Origin of the sequence: uncultured Granulicatella sp. (assembly GCF_963515095.1) — a bacterium.
Taxonomy (GTDB): Bacteria; Bacillota; Bacilli; order Lactobacillales; family Aerococcaceae; genus Granulicatella.
In genome coordinates, this window is sequence record NZ_CAUPXD010000015.1 from 1 (window position 1) to 12,180 (window position 12,180).

Below are 12,180 nucleotides of genomic sequence, written 5' to 3' on the forward strand. Positions count from 1 at the left end.
GGTTTATTTGTCACGCACCTACGGAGCGTGACGGACTGAAAGTCACATAAAAAAAGTGAAAAATAAAATTATTTTCCACTCTTATAGATTCTACTATTCTTTGTTGAATGGATTTCTAATCATAGATTATGAAAACAACCACATTTTAACAATTCCTGAGAATAATGGAGTATGTGTCACAATCCAATTCGCTAGAGTATGTCCTTCAAAAATCTTTTGTACTGAATCTGTAGGAATCATCGCTACTAAATATAATACAAAGAAAATTGCTACATAGTGGAAAAAAAATCCTAAAATTGCTCCTCCTAATGTATTAAATTGCTTAATTATCGGTAATTTTGTCATTTCTTTAATCACAGTTGTAATCAAACGAACGATTGCCCAGTTCACAACCATAATGACAATAAATGAGAATAAGTAATAAAACGATTGATCCATTCCTAATGCTTGACCTTCAGAAAAAATCGCTAAATGCGTTCCAGGAATGTATGATGGAAAAGGGACATACATTTCAATCATTTTAGAAAATACTCGATAACCAAATATAGCAATAAAAGTAGAAATGATATAGCCAACAAAATGAAGGAGTTGTAAAGCTAATCCTCTTCTAGCACCTGTATAAATTCCTAATAATAAAAATAATAAAATGCCAATTGTTACCATCGAGCACCTACTTTCTCCATAAATCTTCTTGTTCTGCAAATTGTTTTTCAAATTCTTCCTTACGTTCTAGAGCAATACTTTGACGTTTACTTCCTCTATGATGTGGCACATTTTTCTTTAATTGTTGATTTTCTTCTTCTAACATCATTAATTGTTCTTGTTTTTCTAATTGTACACTCACTGCATTAATCGCTAGTAAAATGGCTTTTTCTTCATTGGAACATTCTTTTGCAACTTCACCAAGTTCATTCCACTGTTCATTTAATAATTTAATGACGCTATGCATGTGCTGATGAGATTTAGTACCTAAAATGGTATAAGTCTTTCCAGCAATATTTGCACGATAACGCTGTTTCTTTTGAGACACAACTTTCATCCTTTCATTCGTTACCATATTATGTTAAGTGTACCATTTTTTTGCCAAAAAAACACGTAAAATGGGATTTTAAAACAAAAAAGAAGCCTTACGGCTTCTTTTTTAACGTTAGAAGAATAAACTGTTATTTTTTTCTGATTCGTAGTTAGCACGTACACGTTGTGCAGAACCAGGATCCACTTGGTTCAATGCTTTTTCAATAATCGCTAATGATTCTCCATAACGATAAAAATGATTAAATTGTTCTAAAGCTTGTTGAATAGCTGTATCAATTTCAGGATGTTCTAAACGATAACGATTCGCTTGTTGAATCATATATTCTGTTAATTGAGCATTATCCACTATTTCTTCAGTCATAATATCTAATTTTTCAACATCATCTTCAATCGTTTGATTTAATCCTGTAATTTCAGTCATATCTAATTTTACACGATTCATTAATTGAGATAATTGTTCGATACGAGAACTTGTAGCGAAAAATAATTCTAAATATTCTTTTGGTAATCCTGGTAAATGATATTTTTCAATTGTACGTTTCATATTACGTAAATCTAATTCAAACACATCTAAACCATCACGAATACTTTTCTCTTGTTGACTTAAACCTGTCAATGTATTCACTAATGCTAATTGATTTTCATCAATTTCTTTTAAAGTATTTAATACAATTTCATAATGTTCTTTCACAATTGAATAAGGAACTTGTTGATTTTGTAATGCTTTACTATAGTAAGCAACAGCCTCTTGTTCTTTTTCTAATTGTTTTGCAAAATCTTGCACACGATTAAATTCATTATTCGCCAATACAAAGTTTTGAGATACACGATCCACTTCAACATTTACATAACGGTTACTTTGTAATACTTGATTTAATTTTCTTTCAACTTGAGCACGATTTCTCTTCACGAATGCTTTTGCTTCATATTCAGTTTCCATTACTAAATATAATTGATCAATCTCACGTGCTACTTTATCTAATTGTTGACGAGCTTCTTCTAATTCAGTTGCTTTAATATGTTCTCTTGCAACAGCAATAATTTCTTCAATTTTTTGAATTTCAGTTGGAATAGAAATTTTAGGGAATTGATAGTGTTCTTCCACCATTTTTTGATAGCCTTCTTTTAAGTCAGCTACTTGGTCTTCATATTCTTCTTCGATTTCTTTTAAGTATTTAGGAACTTCTTCAACAATTTGTTCGAAATCTTGCATTTCAGTTTCGATTCGACCTAATACTTCTTTAGCTTCTAAGTGGTCGCCTTCATTTGTTAAAGTATTGAATTTTGTAAAATCTAATTCTAAATAAGATAAACGTTTTTCTAATGACTCTAACGCTTCACCAAATGAAAAACTATGAGCTAATAAATCTTTACGCATACTTGCATAACGTTCTTGTAATACTTCTAATTCTTCACGGTTTTTCTTTTCACTATCTAATAATTTTTGTAATGCTGTGTAAATTTTATCGACTTCTGCTTTCGTTTCCTCAATTAATTGACTAGCTTGATTTGAAATTTGAGAACCTTTAACAAAATTCAAACGTTGTGTATATTGTTCAGCACTCACTAATGCTGCTTCGATTTCTGGAAAACGGAAACGAGTGATGGTTTGCCAAGTTGCTTGCCAAGTTTCATACGTGCGTTTTGTTTGTCCTGTCAAATTCAGATTTTTTAACGTAAATAAAATATCTGCAATTGGTACAGTCATTAATTTTTGTTTTTTAACTCCTAATTCTTCGATAACTTTACTTTGCTTTTGACTTAAGTAATGTGCTACTCCATAACCAATGGCACCGGCTACCACGATTATAAGTAAGAAATATACAAATCCCATATCTCTTCCTCCAAAATTTATTTATCTACATATTAATTTACATACAGGACTAGTATATCACGTTTGTATACTTTATAGCAAAAATTTTTTCGAAAAAAAAGAACCAAAATCCGTCATTTATAGCGAATATTTGGTCCTTTAGAAAGATTCTTTTATTGATTATTTGATTAATTCATAAATTGCTTCTGCATAAATCGCTGTTGAACGGAATAAATCATCTAATGCAAAGAATTCATTTGCTTGGTGCATTGTATCAATTGAATCTGGGAATAAAGCTCCATACGCTACTCCACGTTCAAAAATACGACCATAAGTTCCTCCACCGATGGATTGTTCATGAGCTGGAAGTCCTGTTTGTTTTGCATATACCTCTAATAATGTTGCTACCAATGGATCTTCTGGTGAAACATAGTGAGGCACTTGAGATTTACCTGCAGAAACAATCAATCCATAATTAGATGACACAGCATTTGCTTTTGTTTCTAATGTTTTTGCATCAATTCCACGTGGGTAACGGAAGTTAACCACTAATTTCCCTCCAACTTCAGGAGCAAATGTTAAAATACCTGCATTTGCAGTTAATGGTCCCATTACTGAATCTTCAAATGCAACATTTAATTTTGCACCATCTGTATCTAAGTGAAGAACATCTGCTGCAAATGATAAGAAGTTTTTCGCTTGTCCTGCAAACTCATATTGATTTAAGAATGTTGCTAAATAAGTTGCTGCATTAATTCCTGCATGAGGTGTTGAACCATGAGCTGATTTACCAACTACATCTAATACAACTACACCTTCATTAACTGAAGCTGTTCCTTCTACTGGATTTTTAGCAATATAAGCATCAAATGCTGCTACAAATTCTGAAGAATTTGGAACGACTACTTCCGCATGAGCATCTTGAGGTACCATGTTTTCTCTTAATCCAGCATTGAAGTTTTTCAATTGGAATTCTCCATTGCTTTCCCCAGCAGCTAATTCAAAATGTAGAGATAAAATTCCTTTTTCTCCGTTAATAATTGGGAATTCAGCATCTGGTGAAAAACCAAAATCAGGCATTTCTTCTGTTTGGAAGTAACGATCCATACATTTCCAACCAGATTCTTCATCTGTACCAATAATGAAACGAACACGTTTTGAGACTGGTAATCCTAATTCTTTAATCATTTTTAGCGCATAATAAGCTGCCATACTTGGACCTTTATCATCACTTGAACCACGTGCATAAATACGGTCATTGATAATTTGTGGTTCAAAAGGATCTGTTTCCCAACCTGTTCCAACAGGAACCACGTCCACATGTCCTAATACTCCTAATGTTTCTTTATAGTCAGGATTTGGAGCAAATTCAATATGACCTGCTAAATTTCCAACCATTTTTGTTGTAAATCCATCACGTTCCCCAATAGCTAAAAAGGCTTCTAAAGCTTTTTTAGGACCAGGTCCTACTGGTGCATCCTCACTTGCTTTTGAATCATCACGAACACTATCAATACGTAATAAATCAAATAAATCTTTTAATAAGTCTTCTTTACGACTTTCAACTTCTTTTTTCCAATCAATTGTCATATTATCGCTCCTTTACGAAATTCATTAGGTTTATCTTATCATTTTTCCATATATTTTGCTAGAAGAGATAACTAAAAAAGGAATAAGAAACATTCATTTCTTACTCCTCTCTTCATTATAATTCTACATTAAAAATTTTTAAGGCTTCTAATTCAAAATCCTTTAAACTACGAAACTCTCCAAGTTTTAAGTATTCATCTAAGTGTAATGGTCCCATACTGATTCGTTGTAAATCTACGACCATTTTTCCACATGCTTTCACCATACGTTTCACTTGATGAAATTTACCTTCTTTTATCTTAATTTGAACGACTGAAGTTTGATGACTCTCATCAATAGAAAGGATTTCTAAAAGAGCCGGCATACATTCATAACCATCATCTAATGTAATTCCCTTTTCAAAAGAAACTTGATCCTCCTCAGTCATGATTCCCTCAACTTTAGCAACATAAGTTTTTTCCACATGTTTTTTTGGAGATAACATTGCATGACTTAAAGCTCCATTATTCGTTAATAATAGAAATCCATGCGTATCAATATCCAGTCTTCCAACAGGAAAGACTCCTCTTTTTTGTGCTAATTCACCAATTAAGTCCAACACGGTTGCATGTTTCGTATCCTCTGTTGCTGAAATAACCCCTTTTGGCTTATTCATCACATAGTACAAATATTTTTCATAATAGACTCTTTCATCATCTAGGTAAATTTCATCTAATTTCTCATTAATTTGTACCTTACCATTCGTCACAATTTCTTGATTTTTTCGAACACGTTTTTGTTTTAAAATTAATTTCACTTGAGAACGTGTTGCTATTCCAGAATCGGCTAAAAATTTATCTAGTCTCACTAAACCTACTCCTTCATTTTTAGTTTTCTACGAATTGCAACCATTCTTTGCCCTAATAATTCATCCGCTAATCTTGTATACAAACTCATCAAGCCATAAACAATCGTTCCAACAAAACCAACAATCGCAACAGCAATCATCGCCATGAATTTTCCATCAATATTAATGATTTGTTTTAATCCTACTAAAGTTAAGAAACTGATAATCATCATAATGAATGAAATCCCTATTACTTTTACTAATTGAATCCCCACTTTTTTAAGATTAAATAAGGTTTGAACATATAAGTGATACCCCATATAAACGGTTGCTAAAATAAATCCAAGACTTGTTGCCCATAATGGACCTGCACCTTCAAAGAAATAAATCATCATCGGTTGCCATAACATTTTCACCACTAAAGCAATCACTAAAGCTTTAATCGCAATGATATGTTGCTGCATGGATTGTTGAATCGAGGTAAAGACTGTAAAAGCCCCCATAAAAATACATAAAATACAGGAAATCATTAATAAATACGTTCCATCTTTACTTGGAGAATAGAACACATTATAAATTGGCTCAGCTACAACTGCCATCCCAACAGAAGCAGGAATCATAATAAAGGAATATAAACCAAGATTTTCCTCAATCACATATTTCACTTCTACATGATTTCTCACGGAATAATGAGAAGCTAATAATGGTAATGCCGCTGTTGAAATACTAATGGCAAGAGACAAAATAATCATAATAATTTTATTGGCGTTAAATCCAAAAATTGTTAATAGTTCTTTACTTTGTTCAAAATTCAAATGAGTAAATGTCATCGCTAGTGGTTGGAAAGTTTCCTGATCCAAAATACTAATTAACTGAATACTTGAAGTCACAATCACAAATGGTAGAGCTTCACGAATCACTTCAAAAACAATACGACCAAAACTCATATTACGAGCAGGACGCCCTTCACTCATTAATCGCTTCATTCCAGGCATATCTTTCCACATTTTATAGCCCAAATAGACAAATGCGACAACTGCCCCAACAAATGCAGCAAACGTTGAATGCGCTACTGCTACTGCATAACTACCACCAAATAATTTCATAACGATGAACGTTAAAAGTAACATATAAATAATACGCACAATTTGCTCCCATAATTGAGATTTCGCTGAAGGAGCCATATCACTATACCCTTGATAATACCCTCTTAATAAACTTAATGGTGGAATAATCACAACTGCTGGAACAAGAGAACGAATAACCAAAATACTATCTTGAATTTCTTGAGCAGAACCCCCTTTAGCAAAATAAGGAGCTGTTACAAACATGACAATCGCACTAACAATCCCTGTTGCGGTCATAAATAACATTCCGCCTTTAAAAATATTCCAACTTGTTTCGTAATCTTTTCTTGATTGATTATCCGCCACAATTTTTGAAATGGCTACTGGAATCCCAGCCGTTGAAATTTGTAATACTAATGCATAAATATTGTATGCAATGAAATATAAGAAGTTGGCATCATCTCGTTGAGTGGCAAACATCGCTCCCCATGGAATAATGTATAATGCCCCTAGTAATCTGGAAACCATACTTCCGATGGTTAGCCAAGAAGAACCTTCTAATAATATTTCTTTTGAATCTCTTTGCATACGGATTTTATCACTTAATCCAATTGATTTTTTACTATTCCGTATCATAATATCCTACTTTCATGAAAAGTTTTTCTAATCCTAAGCGTACAATATTTTGGAAGCATTGTAAAATAAAAAATAAAATGACTGTTTTAGATTTTTCAACTAAAACAGTCACTCATTCTCTTTAACGTTCTCTAATGAAAAACTACAAAGACTTTTCATAGTAGTATTGGTGATAAAAGCCAAGGATGGCTTTTATCACTGGGAAATTTGAGACCTAAGGCTCAAATTTTAGGCATGAGATTCGCTCTGCGAAGCTGCTGCCGTCCATTACTACTATTCCAGAAAAGTCATTTAACTTTTAAGGTTTAATCAAATGATGCTTAAATGCATATATCGTTGCTTGTGTACGGTCTTCTACTTGTAACTTCGATAAAATATTCGAAACATGCGTTTTTACCGTTTTTAACGTAATAAAACACTCGTCCGCAATTTCTTGGTTCGATTTCCCTTGCGCAATCAATAAAAGCACTTCTTTTTCACGACTCGTTAATTCTTCAAACAAGCGAAATTCTTCTTCCACTTCATGACGATGTTCTAACTTCTCGCTCACTTCTTTTTCAAACACGCCTTCTCCACGATAAGTATCACGAATCGCTTGAGCAATTTCAGAAGCTGACGAAGTTTTTAGTAAATAACTTTTCGCTCCAGCACTAATAGCTGGATAAACTTTTTCATCATCAATAAAACTTGTCACAATAATAATTTTAGCTTCTTTCCATTTAGATAAAATTTCTTTTGTCGCTTCAATTCCATCCATCACAGGCATTACTAAATCCATTAAAATAATATCTGGTTTTAATTCCAATGCTTTTTCAACACCAATTTTTCCATTTTCTGCTTGGGCGATGACTTCAATATCTTCTTGAACGGATAAATAGGCTGATACACCTAATCGAACCATTTCATGGTCATCTACTAATAGAACTTTAATCATTCAACTACTCCTTCTCCTGCTTTTGAGGAATTTTAATTTCAATAATCGTTCCTTGATTGGCAATACTAATAATTTTGCATTGTCCTCCCATTCCTGCAACACGTTCTTCAATATTTTTTAAACCATAGCTTCCTGCTTTTGAAACACTTGTATCAAATCCAATTCCATCATCAACTAGTTTCAAAATAATATAATCATCCTTTTGTTTTAAAAATACTTCTAATTGTTTGGCTTTTGCATGTCGTAATGTATTCGACACTAATTCTTGTACAATTCTAAAAAGATGATCTTCAAAAGTACTAGGTAGTGTCACTTCATCTAATTCCCAATGAAGCGATAATTGCACTTTTGTCGTTAATTCTTTTAATAAGCTTTCAATCCCTTGAACTAATGTTTTATTTTCAAGTGAAATCGGACGTAAGTGTAATAATAAAGCTCTCATTTCTGATTGAGAATCATTGATCACTTTCTCTACTAATGCTAATTGTTGCTGGATTACTGGAGATAATTGTTCTTTTTGCTCATTCATCGCAGAAAGCATCATCATCGCAGCAAATAATTGTTGACTAACTGAATCATGTAATTCTCGAGCAATACGATGTCTTTCCAATTCAATAATTTCTTCCTTTGTTTCTTCACCAATATATTCCGGTCTAGAAGAAATTTGTTGAAGATTTTGAACTAGTTGTTCCTGCATTTCTGCTATTTTAGCAGTTTCTTGGAAAAATGTATCCAATCGAATCATTAATAAAGGACGATACCAAATTTCATCCACCGATTTTTTTACATTTGAATATTGTTGATTTCTAATAGCTTCTAATTGATTGTACATAACAGAATCCGTTAATCGCTGTAAGAAAAATACAATACTTGCTGCCATAAAAGTAATAACAAATACAATTAATGTCACCACTAAAAACAATAAAATTAATTGATTAGACGACAGTTTTTCAAATAACTCAATCCCAAATAAAGAATGAATAACATTTACACCAATTAGAAAAATACTAGAGACAAAGAGAAACACAACAAAACAGATTCGTAAAAACCACTTTCTCATGCTTCAATCACCTCAATTTCTCCTACAAGAACTGACGAGATAATGTTTATTTTTTTATGACTCGATTCAAAGCGTTCTGAATACATCATAATCGTCTCATTTTTTAATTCTAACTGTTGTCCATCAAACTTTGCTTCACCAATAAATGCATTATGACAAAGTTTCACGCCAACCCCAATAGGAACAATAACACGAATACGTCCAATGCCTTTTCGAATCATAATGGTGTTTTGTTCATTTGGAAGAACCGTATTTCCTAAATCAATAATCGTGTCTCCCATTAAATGGCTAATATTAATATCATCCCATTCAAAAGTGTCTTTTCCAATTTTTTGAACTCCAATCCATTCCTGTCTTTGTGTTTCAAATCGGTCTGACGGTTCTTTTAACTTAACGGAAACATATCTTTTTTTCTTCCAAATCCATTCACTATCATCTGACAAGTATTTTTTGATTAATTTTCTTCCATATGAAAGACCGTAAACGATCAAAATACTTCCAGCTAGCCAAATTCCCCATGTAGAAAATACAGCTAAAAGAATCATTAATATTCCAAAGAAAAGTCCATTTGTACGAATAAAACGATTTTTTAATTGAACAGCAATTCCAACAAAAATAATTCCTAACACAAATAAATATAATAAATGGGCATTTGTAAACAGCTGAAATCCTGTTAAACACATCCCAACTACTATGATAAATAGAATGGAGATGAATCGATTATTTTTCATTTATATCCTTCTTTCTTTAGAAAACTTCTCACTATAAAAGTATCATATTCCTTCGTTTCTGACTATCCATCTAAAGACTGATTTCAAAAAATGCTAGGTTAGTGAAGCTTTATCGTTAGGTTTTATTCTAACATTTTGACAACACTTATCCTAGCATTTAATGATTATCCAATTGGTGGGTCTTGCGGTTCATTATCAGAAGTAAAAGCATCCACGTTTACTTTTCTTGGCTTACTTCCTTCTGAAGGTCCTACGTAACCTCTTGCTTCTAACTCTTCAATTAAACGAGCGGCACGATTGAATCCAATTTTAAATCGGCGTTGAATATAAGAAGTACTAATCGTTTCTAATTCTCGAATCATTTCTAATACTTCATAAAATAAATCATCTTCAGGATCATCTGAATTTCCTTCTGATGTTTCTGGTAGCATCATTGTCTCATCATATTCCACTTCTTGTTGTGTTTTTACAAACTCGACAATTCTTTCTACTTCTTCATCGGTTAAATAAGCTCCTTGCACACGAATCGGCTTATTTTCACCCATTGGAATATATAACATATCCCCTCGACCAAGTAATTTTTCTGCACCACTTGAATCAATAATCGTACGAGAATCTGTACCACTGGATACAGCAAAAGCAATTCTTGAAGGAACATTTGCTTTAATAATTCCGGTAATAACATCAACAGATGGACGTTGCGTTGCTAAAATCATATGAATCCCCGCTGCACGAGCCATTTGCGCTAAACGAATAATCGCATCTTCGACTTCATTACTCGCAACCATCATTAAGTCTGCTAACTCATCCACAATCACTACAATATATGGGAGTAAAGGATTCTCTTCTCCCGTTTCCGCATTATAAGAAGCTACATGCGCATTATAGCCATCGATATTTTTCATTCCCATTGCCGCAAACATTTCATAACGTTTTTCCATTTCGGTTACAACTTTTTTCAAAGCTTGCGCTGCTTTTCTTGGATTCGTTACAACAGGCGTTAATAAATGAGGAATCCCATTATAGCCATTTAACTCTACCATTTTAGGGTCAATCATCATTAATTTAACTTCATGCGGTTTTGTCTTCATCAAAATACTTGTAATAATCCCATTAATACAAACTGACTTTCCACTACCAGTGGAACCAGCAATTAATAAGTGAGGCATTTTAGAAATATCACATAATCGAACATTTCCAGAAATATCTCTCCCTAGAGGCACATCCAATGGTTTTGGTGATTGAAGAGCTGCTTGAATCACATCACTAAAGGCCACAAAACTCGTTTTACTATTTGGAACTTCAATTCCTACATAAGGTTTTCCAGGAATTGGCGCTTCAATACGAATATCTTTTGCAGCAAGAGCTAAAGCAATATCATCACTTAAATTCACAATTTTGCTAACCTTCACTCCAATAGCCGGCTTAATTTCAAATTTTGTAACAGCAGGCCCTACTAATGGATTTGGCATAACTTTTGCCTCTACTCCAAAACTTTCAAACGTTCTTTCTAAAATTTTGAGATTTTTCTCTACAATCATCTTCTCATCTGATTGATCAGAAGGTGGAATTGGATTTAATAATGTTAATGGGGGTAATTGGTAATCTGAATCATCAGTTCCTCCATTAATAACAAAGTCTTCTAAATCTTCCGTATCTTCCATTACTTCTGTTGGTTCGATAGAAGGTTTGAAAGAAGTTGGTTCTTCTCTTTTCGGTTGAATAAACTCTTCTTCAACAACTGGTTTTGTAACAGGTGGTGGTGTTACTTCTGGATAAATTTCTTCAAACTCATCCTCTTCTTCCTCTTCATCAAAAACAAAATTTTTCATCTTATCTATTAAAGAAGCTTTCTTTTCTTTGACTTCTTTTGGTTTTGTTTCAACAACTTCTGGTTTAGTTTCACGAACTCGAGATTCTTTTTCTACTTTATTTTCTTCTAGTTGGTGTTGAATTTGAGCAGTCCAATTTCTTAAAACTTCGAAAACATCTCTTAAATGAATTTCAAATGCTACGAATATGGCAATCATAAATAGTACGAAAATTGTTAAATAAGTTCCCCATTGAGAAACTAAGAAATACGTCACCGTATAAAATAATGCCCCAATCATCCCCGAACCTAAATTTTGTTCGATAGCATTTGCCTTAAAATCAATCGCATAACGAGCCATCATCTCTTTAAATAACTGACCGCCTTCTTGAACATGATTACTAAATACAGCCACTTCTACCCATAGAAAAATCGCAATCAAAAGGCACGTTGCAACACCAATCCATTTTTTAGGAATGGCATGAATTCTACCACGGAATAACACTCCAATAGAAGCGAGTATACCAATAATCCCCGCATATATAAATAAATCTCCTACAAAAAAACGAATACTATTGGCAAAAAATCGTCCTAAAAATCCTAATTTAAAAATGGCTAACAATTGAATTAGAATCAATATCGCCATCACAATTTCAATGGACATCGTAGACTCAGTCT

At 33.0% G+C, this 12,180-nt stretch carries 10 protein-coding genes; all 10 read right to left on the reverse strand.

The annotated features are described in order from the left end of the window. Positions 1-126: 126 nt before the first annotated feature. Positions 127-663, reverse strand: coding sequence for a CvpA family protein (locus tag RWL86_RS04715; protein ID WP_314077415.1), 537 nt, complete (start codon positions 661-663; stop codon positions 127-129). Positions 664-670: 7 nt separating this feature from the next. Next, positions 671-1,030: a cell division protein ZapA gene (gene zapA, locus RWL86_RS04720; RefSeq protein ID WP_314077416.1), complete on the reverse strand. Its 360-nt coding sequence runs from the start codon at positions 1,028-1,030 to the stop codon at positions 671-673. Positions 1,031-1,147: 117 nt separating this feature from the next. After that, positions 1,148-2,869, reverse strand: a complete 1,722-nt coding sequence (locus RWL86_RS04725; RefSeq protein WP_314077417.1) for a septation ring formation regulator EzrA — start codon at positions 2,867-2,869, stop codon at positions 1,148-1,150. Positions 2,870-3,028: 159 nt separating this feature from the next. Beyond that, positions 3,029-4,438: a dipeptidase PepV gene (gene pepV / locus RWL86_RS04730; RefSeq protein WP_314077418.1), complete on the reverse strand. Its 1,410-nt coding sequence runs from the start codon at positions 4,436-4,438 to the stop codon at positions 3,029-3,031. Positions 4,439-4,553: 115 nt separating this feature from the next. After that, positions 4,554-5,285 (reverse strand): pseudouridine synthase, encoded by a 732-nt coding sequence (locus RWL86_RS04735; RefSeq protein WP_314077419.1) that lies wholly within the window; start codon positions 5,283-5,285, stop codon positions 4,554-4,556. 5 nt (positions 5,286-5,290) lie between these two features. Beyond that, on the reverse strand, positions 5,291-6,967 hold the full coding sequence (locus RWL86_RS04740) for a polysaccharide biosynthesis protein (RefSeq protein WP_314077420.1): 1,677 nt from the start codon (positions 6,965-6,967) through the stop codon (positions 5,291-5,293). Between the two features lie 298 nt (positions 6,968-7,265). Beyond that, entirely contained in the window at positions 7,266-7,901 is a 636-nt protein-coding gene (locus RWL86_RS04745; protein ID WP_314077421.1) for a response regulator transcription factor, read from the reverse strand. Positions 7,902-7,905: 4 nt separating this feature from the next. Further along, a complete protein-coding gene (locus RWL86_RS04750; protein WP_314077422.1) occupies positions 7,906-8,961 on the reverse strand; it encodes a sensor histidine kinase in 1,056 nt (351 codons plus the stop codon). Further along, positions 8,958-9,692, reverse strand: coding sequence for a cell wall-active antibiotics response protein LiaF (liaF, locus tag RWL86_RS04755; RefSeq protein ID WP_314077423.1), 735 nt, complete (start codon positions 9,690-9,692; stop codon positions 8,958-8,960). Before liaF ends, RWL86_RS04750 begins: the two co-directional genes overlap by 4 nt. A gap of 164 nt (positions 9,693-9,856) precedes the next feature. Beyond that, positions 9,857-12,166 carry a DNA translocase FtsK gene (locus RWL86_RS04760; RefSeq protein WP_399534470.1) on the reverse strand — a complete coding sequence of 770 codons (2,310 nt, stop codon included), beginning with the start codon at positions 12,164-12,166 and terminating at the stop codon, positions 9,857-9,859. Between the last annotated feature and the right edge of the window lie 14 nt (positions 12,167-12,180).

What these genes read in the sequence shown, in the direction of transcription:
- RWL86_RS04715 (WP_314077415.1), bottom strand. Translation starts at nt 663, where the DNA reads ATGGTAACAATTGGCATTTTATTATTTTTATTATTAGGAATTTATACA.
- RWL86_RS04725 (WP_314077417.1), bottom strand. Translation starts at nt 2,869, where the DNA reads ATGGGATTTGTATATTTCTTACTTATAATCGTGGTAGCCGGTGCCATT.
- pepV (WP_314077418.1), bottom strand. Translation starts at nt 4,438, where the DNA reads ATGACAATTGATTGGAAAAAAGAAGTTGAAAGTCGTAAAGAAGACTTA.
- RWL86_RS04740 (WP_314077420.1), bottom strand. Translation starts at nt 6,967, where the DNA reads ATGATACGGAATAGTAAAAAATCAATTGGATTAAGTGATAAAATCCGT.
- RWL86_RS04745 (WP_314077421.1), bottom strand. Translation starts at nt 7,901, where the DNA reads ATGATTAAAGTTCTATTAGTAGATGACCATGAAATGGTTCGATTAGGT.
- RWL86_RS04750 (WP_314077422.1), bottom strand. Translation starts at nt 8,961, where the DNA reads ATGAGAAAGTGGTTTTTACGAATCTGTTTTGTTGTGTTTCTCTTTGTC.
- liaF (WP_314077423.1), bottom strand. Translation starts at nt 9,692, where the DNA reads ATGAAAAATAATCGATTCATCTCCATTCTATTTATCATAGTAGTTGGG.
- RWL86_RS04760 (WP_399534470.1), bottom strand. Translation starts at nt 12,166, where the DNA reads ATGTCCATTGAAATTGTGATGGCGATATTGATTCTAATTCAATTGTTA.